Genomic DNA, 14,241 nt, shown 5'->3' with positions numbered 1-14,241 from the left:
AATATTGTAATTATTCCAAATACATATTATGAAAATAGAAGAAGAAATTATTGATGATACCTATATTGAACAATTAATTGATGCAGCCTTTATTGGTGGTGGTCGTTATATTGAAGTTAAAGATTCAGGTAAAAATTTTGCACGTTTGGAATCAGGTATATATTCTTTTAGAAGTCATAAAACTTTGGGTGAGGTGAAAAGGTATGAAGGTGTAGAATTAGTTAAGTTAAAGAAAATTCTTTTCGGTTTAATAGCTAAATACAGTCACTTTAAAACCAATGAACATAATTATCATTATTTTGGTGGTAAGTGGAATAAGACTTACGATTTGGGTAAATAAATTACTTACTGTTTCAATATTTTCTGAATATCTGCTCTACCAATAATATCTCCAATTGTAATATCTATATCTACTTTTTCACCATTAATTGATAATATCCTATTATTTTCCCCTAGTTGGATATCCAAGGTGTTTTCTTTTGTTTGTTGTTCTTTATTGAATTCAATCAGATTTATATAACCATTTGATTTTGCAGCTTCATCATTATCATAATTGACTACATAGGTATTTTTATAACCTTTATCGGTATACAAACGTTCTGGGTCTAATGGATATATTTTATAGTGTATTGTAATTTCAATATAATCACCTAGATGTTCAATTTCAATTTTGTCTATTTGGTTTTTTACTATTTGTTTCTGTTTATTAAACGGTGTAGTATCTATAAGATTTTTTATTGAAGTTATTTCATTTTTCTTTTTATCTGTTTTAGATTGAAGAAATGTTATCTGTTGTTCAGTATTTTTTATTGAATTAAATAGTTCCGTTTTTCTATTTTCTATAGAAAGAAGTTCTTGTTTTACATCTTCATCAGATAGTATATTATCTAATACTAGTTTAACTGCTTTTTTTCTTTTATTGTTTTGTTCTTCTACCCCGGCATTTAGTGTTTCAAGGTCATTTTGAAGAACTTTGATTTGTTTTGAAGTATCTGTTTGGTTGATAAGTTTAGAAACTTTATTTAATAGGATATCATCCCTGAAAAAATGGTCCCAAATATTTTCTTCTATCCATTCCATCTTTACACCTTTATTACCACAATGGTAGGGGTCTTTCCTAGATGCACACATATAATATGCATACTTATAGTTGGCATTACGTTTGCCTTGATAGTTTTTACCACATTTTTTACATACTAATATATCAGTTAACAGGTAATTGTGTTTAGTGATTTTTTTTGAATATCTTCTATTTTTCGTTAGTTGTTGTTGAACTGCATCCCATTGTTTAGAAGATATAATTGCTGGAACTTTATAAATTGTACCTGAAAAATTTCTTTCACCTTTAAACCAAGGGTTTTTTAAAATATCTAGTATGGTTCCTGCTTTCCATTGGTCTTTATTTCTAGTTGTAGGAATTCCTTCATCGGTTAATAATCTTGCAATTTGTTTTGCTCCTATTTCACCTTTGATAGCTAAATCATAAATGCGCTGTATAAGGGGTGCTTTTTTCTTGTCAATAATAATTTTATTGTTTTCATCTTTGGTAAATCCTAATGGTGGTTTTCCGTGTACTTTATTCTGTTGGGCATTATATTTTAACTTACCCTTAATCATAGAATTGCGCTTCTTAACTTCCATTCTATTTAGCATCGATTGAATACCTCTAAGAAAGAATGTATCTTCATCATTCAAATCAATTACAACCCCATTTTCAATAAGCACGGTATTATTATCTACAACAATTTTAGCTAAGGTGAAAAATGTCAATGGTTCCCTTTCAGCTCTGTTCTGATTCCAAATGTGTACGTGTGTAATATCACCTGATACTATATCTGAAAGTAGTTGTTCAAACTCTGGACGATTTTTATAATCACCGGTACCAGATAAGCCTTCATCAGAATATATTTGATACTCTAATTTATTTGCTTTTGCATATTGAACACCTAATGCAATTTGAAATTCAGTTGATTTTTGTTTGTCTGTTGATTTACGGGCGTAAATTCCTAGTTTCATTAAGTATAAACTTATTTTGATTTAACAAATATAAATTATACTTACTTACAATTCATCTTTAATCCCCTTAGGATAGAAATTTTTTAAATCTTGCTTATTCCACTTTGCACAACCTACATAGAGTTCAGCCTTTTTGGTACTGGCTTTACTATTTAATAAAACCTGAGTTTCCTGATGATCTGGTGGTAGGGTGAAGTCAATATCTTCTGGATTTTCTACTTTTCCGAATTGCATGGCGATATATTAATTGTAGTTCTGCTAAATCAATTTCTTTTTTGCAGCTATGGTTTAAATATATAAATCCCATTTTTAAAATGAGACATGTATTTATTAAAACAAATCATTTTAAATAAATTCTTATTTTTAGATCTAATCTATGTAACATAATGGCATATCTTATGTCTAACAATCAAGAAAAAAACTAATTATCGTATTATGAAAGTATTTAAATCTCTTTTTACACTAGCGCTTGTGCTACTTGTAAATACCATTTCTGCTCAAACTGCAGAAGAAATTATTGCAAACTATATAGAAAATACTGGTGGTGCTGAAGCCTGGGCTGAAGTAAATGCAACTAAAATGTCTGCTACAGTCAATCAAGGTGGTATGTCTATACCAGTGACTGTATACAATACAAAAGACGGCAAACAAGCCGTGGTGATCGAATTTAATGGTCAGAAAATAACTCAGATGGCCTATGACGGTACAAATCTTTGGACTACTAATTTTATGTCTATGAAACCAGAAAAGTCTTCTGAAGAAATGACTCAGAATATGGCGCTTAATAAAAATGACTTTCCTTCTCCATTACTTAATTATAAAGAGAATGGTTATGCTGTAGAATACGTAGGTACTGAAACTAAAGAAGGTGCCGAAACTTATAAAGTAAAAATCACTCAAGAACCTGTAATGGTTAACGGAGTAGAATCTCCAAGTATCAGCTATTACTATTTTGATACTGAAAATTATGTACCCATTGTAATTGAGACTTCTCAAATGGGACAAGATGTTAATATCGTAATGAGTGATTATCAAGAGGTAGAAGGTCTTTATTTTCCTTTTGCTATGAGCCAGGCGGGACAGCCATTTGAAATGAGTGAAATAATTGTAAATCCGGAGTTAGACGAAACAATTTTTGCATATCCCGGAGAATAATTTTAAAATATAATCCCGAAAGGGAATTATTTAAGGGTGTCAATTTTTAAAATAGACACCCTTTTTTATTCATCATAAACTAACAAAAAATGAAAAAAATATTACTCACTTTTAGTACACTATTGCTTTTTGTTACGAGTAACGAAGCACAAGAAAATTATCCTGGCGGTAAAGAACTTTTTGGCGATATACAAGCGCGTCATATAGGTCCTGCTTTAATGAGTGGTCGTTTTATTGATCTAGAGGCACACCCCACAAACAATCGTATATTATTTGCAGGAGCTGCCGGTGGTGGTGTTTGGAAAACAATTAATGGTGGCGCTACATTTAGTCCTGTTTTTGACAAACATGCTCAGAGTATAGGCGCTATTAAAATAGACCCTACAGATCCTGATAAAACCGTGTGGGTGGGAACCGGTGAAATCTGGACGCGCAACTCGGTTAGTGTAGGCGATGGCTTATATAAATCTACAGATGGTGGTATAAACTGGACAAAGAAAGGTTTTGAAAATTCAGAGCGTATTAGTGCTATCGCTATTAACCCTACAAATAATAAAGAGATGTATGTTGCCGTAATGGGTGCTCTCTGGGGAGACAGTGAAGAACGAGGTATCTATAAAAGTAATGATGCAGGTGAAACCTGGCAAAAAGTGCTGTATACAGATAAATCTACAGGAGCTGCAGAATTAATTATTGATCCTAAAAACCCGAATATTCTTTACGCCTCTATGTGGAAATTCCGTAGAACACCATGGGGCTTTGAATCTGGCGGAAACACCAGTGCTATTTACAAAAGTTTAGATGCCGGCAAAACCTGGAATAAAATTCACAATGGTTTCCCTGATGGTAATCTGGGCCGCATTGCATTAGCGCTTGCTCCTTCAGACTCCTCTATTCTATATGCCGCAGTAGAAACAGAATCAGAAAAAACAAATGGCCTATACAAGAGTACAGATGCGGGAGCTAGCTGGAAGCAATTAAATAATTATTTTGGCCTTACGGTCAGACCCTTTTATTTTGCAAGACTTGTAGTTGATCCTAAAAATCCAGATATTCTTGTAAAAGGTGGCCTGTACGGATCGATATCTAGAGATGGTGGAAAAACCTTTCAGGATTTAGGTCCGCAGCATTCAGACATACACGATATTGTTTTTGATTTACACGATAGTAATCGCCTTTATACAGCAACAGATGGTGGTGTGTATCGTAGCTGGGATGCCGGCTCTAATTTTGAAATGGTACAGGATTTACCGGTTTCTCAATTTTATCATGTTTCAGTAGATGATGCGACACCTTATAAAGTTTATGGTGGACTTCAGGATAATCAATCCTGGTATGGACCTTCCTCATCGCCGGGTGGCGTTGAAGCCAGAGACTGGAATCTTATAGGAGCAGGTGATGGTTTTAGAGTGCTCAAACATGCTACAAAACCTATTATTTATTCAGAAATGCAAGGCGCTCAAAATGTATGGCGTTTTAATACCGAATTAAATCAGGCAAAAAATGTTGCTCCTCCTGCAGAAAATGATGAGAAATTAAGATTTAACTGGAATGCTCCTATGGCATTAAGTGTTCAGGCTCCAGATCGTTTTTATATGGGAAGCCAGTACCTTCACAAGTCTGAAGATATGGGTGACACCTGGATAAAAATATCTCCAGATTTAACAACAAATGATCCCAAAAAACAAGATTTAAACTCAGGAGGTTTATCTGTAGATAAATCGGGTGCAGAAACACACACAACTATTTTCACCATAGCTGAATCTACTTTAGATGAGAAAATTATCTGGGTAGGTACAGATGACGGCAATGTTCAAATCACACGTGATGGAGGTAAAACCTGGAATAATGTTGTAAAAAATATAAGCGGTATACCGGCGAATACCTGGGTATATCATATTGAAGCAAGTGTACATAATCCCGGTACTGCTTATGTCGTTTTTGACGGACATTCTACCGGAGATATGAATACTTATGTTTGTAAAACTTCAGATTATGGCCTAACATGGGAATCTATAGTAACTTCAGATATTAAAGGCTTTGCACGTAATATTCAGGAAGATTATGAGCAAGAAGATCTTTTGTTTTTAGGAACTGAATTTGGTTTATTTATAACTACTAATGGCGGTAAGCACTGGTCGCATTTTACAAACAACCTTCCTGAAGTTGCTGTTCATTATATAGAACTTCAAAAAAGGACCTCAGATCTTGTACTTGGCACACACGGAAGAGGAATCATTATACTGGATGATATTTCGCCATTAAGACAAATTAATGATACAGTGTTAGATAAAGACATGCACTTCTTTAAAACTTCCGCAGGTATAATTAAAGAGGAAAGCGGTTTTGGCGGCACAAGCACAGAAACAGAATTTGTAGGACAAAATCCCAGCAGTTTGGCTAAAATCATGTACTATATGAAAAAACGCCATACTTTTGGAAAAATGAGTATGCAGATTAGGGATTTAGAGGGGAATCTGATTGCAGAACCCGTTCCTGGAAAATCTAAAGGTATCAATACTGTTAATTGGGATTATTTAAAGAAAGCTCCTAAAGTTGCAGTGGGTAAGATACCTTCATTTGTTTTAGCTCCTAAAGCAGATGCCGGTGATTATAAAGTCTCGATTACAAAAGGTAAAGAAACCTATGAGCATACCATAAACGTTAAGAATGACCCAAATTCAATGGTAACAGATGTAGAGCGTACAGCTAATAAAGCATTAACACTGCGTTTATTCAATATAATAGAAGATCTCGCTTATTTAGGATATCGCATAGATTCTACAGTAGAATCGCTAAAAGATACCACTTCAAAAAATGCAACAAAAGCAGTTGAGGAATTAACGGCTTTAAAAGCAAAACTCGTAATTACTACTGGAGATCGCTATGTACAGGAAGCAGAACCAGAATTAAGAGAAAAGCTCAATACCCTTTATAACGAGGTTGCTGGTACTTTTGAAAAACCTGCGCCAGTACGCTATGCAAATGCAGACACGTATGAGCAACAAGTTGCAGGTGCGTGGAAGACATACACGAATATTGAAAAAAAATATGTTTCTAAAATTAATGCTGAGCGTATCAAAAATGGTAAAGAGGAACTTGATTTAGATTCTAAAGAGGTATTCTTAGCAAAATAAATGAATAGTTTTTTGTGTAACTTTTAATATTTAATACACAAAAATAATAGTCCAGATGTGCTTCCTGCTAACAGGTGCGCATCTGGACTATTTTATTTAAAAAAATGGCTTTTTTGGAGTTTTGCCTTGATTTTTGTAAATTATTGACCATTTTTATTTAAAATCATACAGATTATGCAATCTTCTAAATCATATAAAAAGAATAAAACGTTCATAAAACAACTACGAGCAGCGAGTATCGTATGGCTTGTAGGTCTGTTATTTATCCTTTGGGCCTTATCAGACATAAATTCTGTTTCCCAACTGGGCCAACTTAAATATATACCCATATATATTATAACTTTAGTATCTGCTGTAGGTCTGGGATGGTTTCACTACACATACTGGCAAAAGAATATTTCAGCTTAATTTTTATCTTCTAATAGCGGAACAAATCTAAACTCCCCGTATTCTTTCTTTTCAAAGTCGGTTTCACTTTTGCGAACTATGCGGGTCATGGTTTGTACCTCGTCACCTACGGGAATCACAAGCTTACCTCCTATTTTTAATTGGGCAAGTAGTGGTTTAGGAATAAAAGGAGCTCCTGCTGTTACAATAATTCCATCAAAAGGAGCAAATTCAGGCATTCCTAGATAACCATCTCCAAAGGTCAATCGCTTAGGGCGATATCCTAATTTCGCTAAAAAATTCTTTGTTTTTCTAAAGAGTTCTTGCTGGCGTTCTATGCTATAAACTTTAGCCCCTACTTCACACAATACAGCTGTTTGATAGCCACTACCCGTTCCTATTTCTAAGACTATAGCGCCTTTTTTTAATTCAAGTAATTCAGTCTGAAAAGCAACTGTAAATGGCTGCGAAATGGTTTGATCTGCAGCGATAGGAAATGCCTTATCTTGATAAGCATGATCTTCAAAACTGCTATCCATAAAAAAGTGACGCGGTATTTTGCGCACGGCATCAAGCACATCTTTATTAGTTATTCCTTTTTTTTCGAGAATCTGAGCTAACAGACGGCGTTTGCCCTGATGACGCGTAGTATCTTTCATAGCGCTAAATTAAAAATCTACAAGCGCCTTTGCTAAGAAAGCACATTCATTTTTTCAACAATGTCCTTTAGAGAATTTATGGCTTAGAAAGCCTATTTTTGTGTAAAACAAACTAGATTATGCTAAAAGCCGGCGTTCTGGGTGCAGGTCACTTAGGAAAAATACATTTAAAACTCTTACAACAATCTGAAGCATACGAGTTAGTAGGCTTTTACGATGATTCTGATGCGGTAGCCGAGGCTGTCGTTAAAGAATTTGGGTACACGCGTTTTCCTTCTAGAGCTGCCTTAATTGAAGCTTGTGACATGGTTGATGTGGTAACACCTACGACACATCATTTTGACTGTGCAGAAGAGGTTATAAAAGCAGGCAAACACTTATTTATAGAAAAACCCATTACTCAAACTGTAGAACAAGCTGTAGCCATACGCGAGCTTGCTAAAAAACACGCTGTGCGTGGACAGGTAGGTCAGGTAGAACGTTTTAACCCTGCATTTAGCGCTGTAAAAGACCTTATAGATAATCCTATGTTTATAGAGGCTCATCGTCTTGCAGAATTTAATCCTCGTGGCACAGATGTTCCTGTAGTCTTAGATTTAATGATTCACGATATCGATGCAATTTTAAGTGTTGTAAAGAGTAAAGTAAAAAAAGTATCGGCCTCAGGAGTTTCGGTGATTAGTGATACTCCTGATATTGCAAATGCTCGTATTGAATTTGAAAATGGATGTGTTGCAAACCTTACTGCAAGTCGTATCTCTATGAAAAAGATGAGAAAGGCTCGGTTTTTTCAAAAAGATGCTTATATCTCTGTAGACTTTTTAGAAAAAAAATGTGAAATCGTACGTATGAAAGATGCTCCTGAACAAGCAGATGATTTTGCGATGATTTTACAGAATGCTGAAGGTATTAAAAAGCAAATCTATTTTGACAATCCTGAAGTACAGGATAATAATGCAATTTTAGATGAGCTAGAAGCTTTTGCTACGTCTATACAACAAGATACTACTCCTGTCGTTAGCTTAGCACAGGGAACTGAAGCATTACGTATTGCCATGAAAATTATTGCAGATTTATAATTTCCGCTTAAAAACTGCTCGTTATAATATGATTGCCATACTAAAAAAAGAATTTCATTCATTTTTTGCATCTCCGGTAGGCTATCTCGTGATAGGCCTGTTTCTTATCCTCAATTGGCTTTTTCTTTGGGTATTTGATAATGACTTCAATCAATTTGATTATGGGTTTGCAGATCTAACACCGTTTTTTCAGCTTGTACCGTGGATTTTTATTTTTTTAATTCCCGCTGTAACTATGCGTAGTTTTAGTGACGAATTACGACTGGGTACATTAGAGCTTCTCTTAACACAACCCATAACCACGTTAAAATTAGTTCTGGGAAAGTTTTTTGGCGCGTTTCTATTAATTCTTTTGGCGCTCATTCCTACCTTAATATACATTTACGCTATAGATCAATTGGGAAATCCTCAGGGTAATTACGATTCTGGTATTTTAATAGGTTCGTATCTGGGTCTTCTTTTTTTAGCGCTCGCCTATACAGCAATTGGAATTTTTGCCTCAACCTTATCTGAAAATCAGATTGTCGCATTTATAATAGCAGTTTTTTTGTGTTTCCTTTTCTATTTTGGTTTTGATGGTTTAGCAGATGTTTCTAATATCGAATTTTCGAAAACGCTCAGTTTGCAACGCCATTTTCAAAGTATTAGTCGCGGCGTTTTAGATAGTAGGGATTTGATTTATTTTTTAGGTGTAGCCACAGCGTTTATAGCAATGACCACTTTTAAGCTTGAAAAGAAAAGGTAATATGAAGCTAAATTCTAAATATCCTATTGTTCTTGCCTTGCTAATAGTAGTTGGCTATTTATCACAGCTTTATAGCTTTAGGATAGATCTTACAGCAGATGCCAGATATACTTTATCAGAATCTTCAGAAACGATTCTCGCTAAAGCGACAGAGCCTTTAATAATTGATGTTTTTTTAGAAGGAAATGTACCTGATGCTTTTCATAAATTGCAACTAGAAACCCGCCAGCTGCTTGAAGAATATGCTTCAGAAAATCCTAATATTAAGTTTGCTTTTATCGATCCTGTACCAGACGGTGCCGTAGTAGAAACTATTGCACAGGATTTTAACAATCGTGGTATGCGACCAGAACAGGTACAGCTACGCAATAATGGTAAGGTAACTCAAGAATTCATTTTTCCGTGGGCGATTGCTTCATATAAAGGTAAAACAGTTCCTATTTCATTGCTTAAAAAAACTTTAGGGGCAAGTCCTGACGCACTGGTAAGCCGCTCTGTTCAAAACCTTGAATATGCCTTTTCTGATGGTTTTTACAAGCTTCTAAATCCTAAAAGTAAACGTATTGCTGTACTTAAGGGTAACGCAGAACTGGAGGACAAATACATTGCAGACTTTTTTAAAACATTAAGAGAAAGCTATTTTATTGCTCCTTTTCCACTAGATTCTGTGAACGGTAATCCAGATCAGGTAATGCAGGCGCTTAACAGTTTTGATCTTGTAGTTGCTGCAAAACCAACACAAGCATTTACAGATATTGAGAAGTATGCGTTAGATCAATTTACGATGCAAGGTGGCAAAGCCTTATATCTTATAGATGAGGTTGCCATGGAAACAGATAGCCTCTATGCTAATGACGGTATGGCTCTGGCAACGGCACGTACACTTAATCTCAATGATTTTTTCTTTAAATATGGAGTTCGTATTAATCCAGTTTTAGTTGAAGATTTATATGCTGCTCCACTGGTTTTAGCTAGCGGAGAAACTGCAAATTCTCAATATACACAGTTACCTTGGTTTTACTATCCTTTAATAACTGCGGAAGAAAATCATCCTATAAATACAAATATTGACAATCCTGTATTTTTAAGATATGCCAACCAGATTGACCTACTACAAACAGAAACGCGCAAAACAGTACTTTTAAAAAGTTCGCTACTCACAAAATTAAATGGTGTTCCTGTCCCTATTTCGCTAGAGACAATTACAACAGAACCTGAACCCGAGCGTTACTCAGGCGGAGCTCAAAATCTAGCTGTTTTATTAGAAGGAAACTTCACTTCAGCCTTTGAAAACAGGATACTTCCTGTTGAATCTTCTAATATTTTATTCTTAGAAAAATCAAAAAAAGAAACTGCAATTGTAGTTGTAGCAGATGGTGATATTATACGTAATGACTTAGATAAAAACGGTAGACCACTTGAGCTAGGTTTTGATAAATATACATTCAAGGAATATGGAAACAAAGAATTTTTATTGAATACAGTGAACTATCTGCTTGACGATACTGGTCTTATTAACATTAGAAGTAAAAGTATTCTTCTCCCGGCATTAGATATTGAGAAAACCGTTAACGATCGCTCTACTTGGCAAGGCCTAATTTTAGGGACTTCATTACTATTTTTAGTGTTTTTTGCTGCAGTGTATACCTATCTTAGACGCCGCAAATATCGTTAGTAAGTGTTAATAAGTTTGTTTCGGCAAAAAAAGCTATTACGATATCTTTGTTAGGCTGTTAAACCAGCGGGATTTTTAAAACTTACAACCACTAATATTCTGGTTCAGCTTATGAACCAAACTTTATAAATAGCACTTTCTTATGAAATTTATTGTATCAAGTTCTTACCTTTTAAAACAACTACAAGTTTTAGGTGGGGTAATTAACAACAGTAACACGCTTCCTATTTTAGATAATTTTCTATTTGAGTTAGAAGATAATGTTCTTAAAGTTTCTGCGTCAGATTTAGAGACTACAATGATTGCCGTTCTTGATGTAGAATCTGAAGATACGGGAAATATTGCAGTACCTGCACGGCTGCTATTAGATACACTAAAAACATTCCCTGAGCAGCCATTAACTTTTGTTGTAGGTGACAACCACACAATAGAAATAAGTTCTAACCACGGTAAATATGCTCTGGCATATGCTTCTGGCGAAGAATTTCCAAATGCAGTTGAACTAGACGATCCTAGTAAAGTAACTATACCTGCTGCAGTTTTAGCGACAGCAGTTAGCAATACTATTTTTGCAACCGGAAACGACGATTTGAGACCGGTGATGAGTGGTGTATTCTTTCAATTTGATACTGAAGGCTTAACGTTTGTTGCAACAGATGCTCACAAACTGGTTAAATACGGACGTACAGATGTAAAAGCTACGCAAACGGCAGAATTCATTATGCCAAAAAAACCATTGAATCTTTTAAAAGGAATTCTAGCTTCTAGTGACGATGATATTACGGTTGAGTACAATGATTCTAATGCAAAGTTTAGTTTTGACAATGTACAATTACTATGTCGCCTTATTGACGGAAAATACCCAAATTACGAAGCGGTAATTCCTAAAGAGAATCCAAATAAACTAATTATAGACCGCAACCAATTTTTAAATTCGGTACGTCGTGTTTCTATTTTCTCAAATAAAACCACACACCAAATCAGACTTAAAATTGCAGGTGCAGAATTAAATATTTCTGCAGAAGATATAGATTACAGTAATAAAGCAGAAGAGCGTTTAACTTGTGATTATCAAGGTGACGACATGCAAATAGGCTTTAATAGCCGTTTTCTGGTAGAAATGCTTAATAACCTGAATGCTAACGATGTTTCTCTAGAAATGTCTCTTCCTAATCGTGCTGGGATTTTAACGCCCGTAGATGGCTTAGATGAGGGTGAAAAAGTAACTATGCTGGTTATGCCAGTAATGCTAAATAACTAGACAACTTAAAAATACCTTTTATTACGTGAAAAAGCCCTTTTGAATTCTCAACAGGGCTTTTTCTATTAAAAATAGCTTACAGCTTAAATGCAGCTATCAAATTTTTAAGCGACTACTTATTAAAACTGTAAAATAATCCCGGTCCATCACATTGATCCCAATTACTTTTTAAACTGCTAGAATCTGTATATTCTAAAAGTTCTTCTCTTGAATCTGTACAGTTTCCTACCAGTACATTATCAGTATTGTGAGTGAACTTTAAAAATTTATCGCTTTCAATCATTACAATATCAAATTCGCCCTGCGAACTTAATGTATCACCATCTCGAATTTGCACTTTAGTAAATTGCATCTCACTGCCTAAATCATAATATTCTTGCCATTCCATTTCTGAACCACTGCGTTCAGAATTGAGCGTATTACCAGACATTTTTACTAGCGATAGCTTAATTGACTGATTTTCTTGAATTTCTATAGGCTGCTCTGATGTATCTGAACAAGACCCTAGGATCAACAAAGTCAAAAATAAATAGGAGAATCTAAACTTCATAAATATGGTTTTTCAGTAGATGAAAAACATTAGGAATGGTTGCGTCTATAAACAAAAAAAACGACTGAATTTCTCCAGCCGTTTTAAAATTTTAGGATTTATGAAAAACTATACTCGTGGCAAATCACCATCTCCTTTAAGAGGTAAATCTGACTTCCCCATTAAATATTTATCAACGTAATGTGCTGCTTGTCTACCTTCAGAAATCGCCCATACGATTAAAGATTGGCCTCTACGCGTATCTCCTGCTGCAAAAACACCAGGAACATTAGTCATATAATCATCTACAGAAGCCTGAATATTTGTTCTGGGATCTAATTTTACACCTAATTGTTCAGCAATGGTAGGCTCACTTCCTGTAAATCCTAAAGCAAGAAATACCATATCTGCTTTCCATTCTTTTTCTGTACCGGGTACTTCAGAAAGGTTAGGTCGTTCTCCAGGTTTATGAGTCCATTCTACTTCTGAGGTTACCAGTCCGGTTAAATTTCCATCTTTATCACCTACAAACTTTTTAGTAGAGATAGCGAAAAATCGTTCTGCACCCTCTTTATGAGAACTACTAGTACGTAAACGCATAGGCCAATACGGCCAAGGCTGATTTTCAGGACGCTCAGGAGTACCCTTACTCATTATCTCAAAGTTATTTACACTTGTTGCTCCTTGTCGTATAGAAGTTCCTATACAGTCGCTACCGGTGTCTCCACCACCTATTACAATTACATCTTTACCTGTAGCTTTTATCTCTTCTCCTTGCCATTGTAAGCCATCTACGCGACGGTTGTTTTGAGGTAAGAAATCCATCGCCTGGTAAATACCTTTTAAGTCTGCTCCTTCAATAGGTAATGTTCTGCGTACGGTTGCACCACTACAAAGCACTACAGCATCATATTCTTCTTTTAATGCATCTGCCGTAATATCTACACCTACATGTACTCCGCATTTAAAACTAATACCTTCTTCTTCAAGAATTACTAATCTACGGTCTATGACGTGTTTTTCCATTTTAAAATCAGGAATTCCGTAGCGTAATAAACCACCTGGCTTTTCATCGCGTTCATAAACGGTAACAAGATGTCCTGCACGATTTAATTGTTGCGCAGTGGCAAGACCTGCGGGTCCAGAACCTATTACAGCCACTTTTTTACCGGTGCGCTTATGAGGTGGGTTTGCTTTTATCCACCCATTATTAAAAGCTTCTTCTGCAATATTTTTTTCAATATTCTCAATAGTAACCGGGTCTTCATTTATACCCAAAACACAGGCTTCTTCACAAGGAGCCGGACATAATCTTCCTGTAAATTCAGGAAAATTATTTGTCCCATGTAATATATGTGCTGCCTCTTCCCAACGCTCACGGTAAACCGCATCGTTAAAATCTGGTATTAAATTACCTAAAGGGCAACCACTATGACAGAATGGAATCCCACAGTCCATACAACGGGCTCCTTGATTTTTAAGTTCAGATTTCTCTAAGGGTATTGTAAATTCTTCATACTTCTTCACCCGTTCTTCAACAGGTTTGTACGGTTCTATTTTTCTTTCGTATTCTAAAAATCCGGTTATTTTTCCCATGA

At 35.2% G+C, this 14,241-nt stretch carries 13 protein-coding genes; 8 read left to right on the top strand and 5 right to left on the bottom strand.

Annotated elements, in window-relative coordinates; translation table 11 throughout:
- The first annotated feature begins 28 nt into the window (after positions 1 to 28).
- Positions 29 to 340, top strand: coding sequence for a hypothetical protein (locus ACIGAM_RS12210; protein WP_396511723.1), 312 nt, complete (start codon positions 29 to 31; stop codon positions 338 to 340).
- 5 nt (positions 341 to 345) lie between these two features.
- Here the strand turns inward: ACIGAM_RS12210 and ACIGAM_RS12205 are convergent, their stop codons facing one another.
- Together ACIGAM_RS12205 and ACIGAM_RS12200 are read right to left on the bottom strand one after the other, a co-directional pair.
- Positions 346 to 2,016, bottom strand: a complete 1,671-nt coding sequence (locus tag ACIGAM_RS12205) for a recombinase family protein (protein WP_396511722.1) — start codon at positions 2,014 to 2,016, stop codon at positions 346 to 348.
- 45 nt (positions 2,017 to 2,061) lie between these two features.
- Positions 2,062 to 2,250, bottom strand: a complete 189-nt coding sequence (locus tag ACIGAM_RS12200; RefSeq protein ID WP_396511721.1) for a hypothetical protein — start codon at positions 2,248 to 2,250, stop codon at positions 2,062 to 2,064.
- A 201-nt stretch (positions 2,251 to 2,451) separates the two neighbouring features.
- Here ACIGAM_RS12200 and ACIGAM_RS12195 point away from each other — a divergent pair, with 201 nt between their 5' ends.
- From ACIGAM_RS12195 to ACIGAM_RS12185, 3 genes are all read left to right on the top strand, one after another.
- Positions 2,452 to 3,171: an outer membrane lipoprotein-sorting protein gene (locus tag ACIGAM_RS12195; protein WP_396511720.1), complete on the top strand. Its 720-nt coding sequence runs from the start codon at positions 2,452 to 2,454 to the stop codon at positions 3,169 to 3,171.
- An 89-nt stretch (positions 3,172 to 3,260) separates the two neighbouring features.
- The gene (locus tag ACIGAM_RS12190) at positions 3,261 to 6,308 is read left to right on the top strand and encodes a WD40/YVTN/BNR-like repeat-containing protein (protein ID WP_396511719.1); all 3,048 of its coding nucleotides are present in this window, start codon (positions 3,261 to 3,263) and stop codon (positions 6,306 to 6,308) included.
- 174 nt (positions 6,309 to 6,482) lie between these two features.
- A complete protein-coding gene (locus tag ACIGAM_RS12185; RefSeq protein ID WP_396511718.1) occupies positions 6,483 to 6,716 on the top strand; it encodes a hypothetical protein in 234 nt (77 codons plus the stop codon).
- On the opposite strand, the gene ACIGAM_RS12180 is transcribed toward ACIGAM_RS12185, so the two are convergent.
- Entirely contained in the window at positions 6,713 to 7,354 is a 642-nt protein-coding gene (locus ACIGAM_RS12180; RefSeq protein WP_396511717.1) for a protein-L-isoaspartate(D-aspartate) O-methyltransferase, read from the bottom strand. The genes ACIGAM_RS12185 and ACIGAM_RS12180 overlap by 4 nt on opposite strands.
- Positions 7,355 to 7,473: 119 nt before the next feature.
- Here ACIGAM_RS12180 and ACIGAM_RS12175 point away from each other — a divergent pair, with 119 nt between their 5' ends.
- The 4 genes from ACIGAM_RS12175 to dnaN all read left to right on the top strand — a co-directional run bounded on the left by ACIGAM_RS12175 (position 7,474) and on the right by dnaN (position 12,114).
- A complete protein-coding gene (locus ACIGAM_RS12175; protein ID WP_396511716.1) occupies positions 7,474 to 8,433 on the top strand; it encodes a Gfo/Idh/MocA family protein in 960 nt (319 codons plus the stop codon).
- A gap of 28 nt (positions 8,434 to 8,461) precedes the next feature.
- Positions 8,462 to 9,178 carry a gliding motility-associated ABC transporter permease subunit GldF gene (gene gldF / locus ACIGAM_RS12170; protein WP_396511715.1) on the top strand — a complete coding sequence of 239 codons (717 nt, stop codon included), beginning with the start codon at positions 8,462 to 8,464 and terminating at the stop codon, positions 9,176 to 9,178.
- A 1-nt stretch (position 9,179) separates the two neighbouring features.
- Complete coding sequence (gene gldG / locus ACIGAM_RS12165) at positions 9,180 to 10,853, top strand: gliding motility-associated ABC transporter substrate-binding protein GldG (RefSeq protein ID WP_396511714.1); 1,674 nt, start codon at positions 9,180 to 9,182, stop codon at positions 10,851 to 10,853.
- A gap of 142 nt (positions 10,854 to 10,995) precedes the next feature.
- Positions 10,996 to 12,114 carry a DNA polymerase III subunit beta gene (gene dnaN / locus ACIGAM_RS12160; protein ID WP_028375165.1) on the top strand — a complete coding sequence of 373 codons (1,119 nt, stop codon included), beginning with the start codon at positions 10,996 to 10,998 and terminating at the stop codon, positions 12,112 to 12,114.
- 112 nt (positions 12,115 to 12,226) lie between these two features.
- On the opposite strand, the gene ACIGAM_RS12155 is transcribed toward dnaN, so the two are convergent.
- Together ACIGAM_RS12155 and ACIGAM_RS12150 are read right to left on the bottom strand one after the other, a co-directional pair.
- Entirely contained in the window at positions 12,227 to 12,664 is a 438-nt protein-coding gene (locus ACIGAM_RS12155; protein WP_396511713.1) for a hypothetical protein, read from the bottom strand.
- Between the two features lie 108 nt (positions 12,665 to 12,772).
- Positions 12,773 to 14,239 carry a glutamate synthase subunit beta gene (locus ACIGAM_RS12150; RefSeq protein WP_396511712.1) on the bottom strand — a complete coding sequence of 489 codons (1,467 nt, stop codon included), beginning with the start codon at positions 14,237 to 14,239 and terminating at the stop codon, positions 12,773 to 12,775.
- Positions 14,240 to 14,241: the final 2 nt, after the last annotated feature.

Source organism: Leeuwenhoekiella sp. NPDC079379 (genome assembly GCF_044542075.1).
GTDB lineage: Bacteria > Bacteroidota > Bacteroidia > Flavobacteriales > Flavobacteriaceae > Leeuwenhoekiella.
Note: the sequence above shows the minus strand (reverse complement) of the source record. Positions and strands in the feature narration are given on the sequence as shown.

Bases quoted from the DNA above. Each gene is read 5' to 3' on its own strand.
- ACIGAM_RS12210 (WP_396511723.1), top strand. From the start codon at position 29: ATGAAAATAGAAGAAGAAATTATTGATGATACCTATATTGAACAATTA.
- ACIGAM_RS12205 (WP_396511722.1), bottom strand. From the start codon at position 2,016: ATGAAACTAGGAATTTACGCCCGTAAATCAACAGACAAACAAAAATCA.
- ACIGAM_RS12200 (WP_396511721.1), bottom strand. From the start codon at position 2,250: ATGCAATTCGGAAAAGTAGAAAATCCAGAAGATATTGACTTCACCCTA.
- ACIGAM_RS12195 (WP_396511720.1), top strand. From the start codon at position 2,452: ATGAAAGTATTTAAATCTCTTTTTACACTAGCGCTTGTGCTACTTGTA.
- ACIGAM_RS12190 (WP_396511719.1), top strand. From the start codon at position 3,261: ATGAAAAAAATATTACTCACTTTTAGTACACTATTGCTTTTTGTTACG.
- ACIGAM_RS12185 (WP_396511718.1), top strand. From the start codon at position 6,483: ATGCAATCTTCTAAATCATATAAAAAGAATAAAACGTTCATAAAACAA.
- ACIGAM_RS12180 (WP_396511717.1), bottom strand. From the start codon at position 7,354: ATGAAAGATACTACGCGTCATCAGGGCAAACGCCGTCTGTTAGCTCAG.
- ACIGAM_RS12175 (WP_396511716.1), top strand. From the start codon at position 7,474: ATGCTAAAAGCCGGCGTTCTGGGTGCAGGTCACTTAGGAAAAATACAT.
- gldF (WP_396511715.1), top strand. From the start codon at position 8,462: ATGATTGCCATACTAAAAAAAGAATTTCATTCATTTTTTGCATCTCCG.
- gldG (WP_396511714.1), top strand. From the start codon at position 9,180: ATGAAGCTAAATTCTAAATATCCTATTGTTCTTGCCTTGCTAATAGTA.
- dnaN (WP_028375165.1), top strand. From the start codon at position 10,996: ATGAAATTTATTGTATCAAGTTCTTACCTTTTAAAACAACTACAAGTT.
- ACIGAM_RS12155 (WP_396511713.1), bottom strand. From the start codon at position 12,664: ATGAAGTTTAGATTCTCCTATTTATTTTTGACTTTGTTGATCCTAGGG.
- ACIGAM_RS12150 (WP_396511712.1), bottom strand. From the start codon at position 14,239: ATGGGAAAAATAACCGGATTTTTAGAATACGAAAGAAAAATAGAACCG.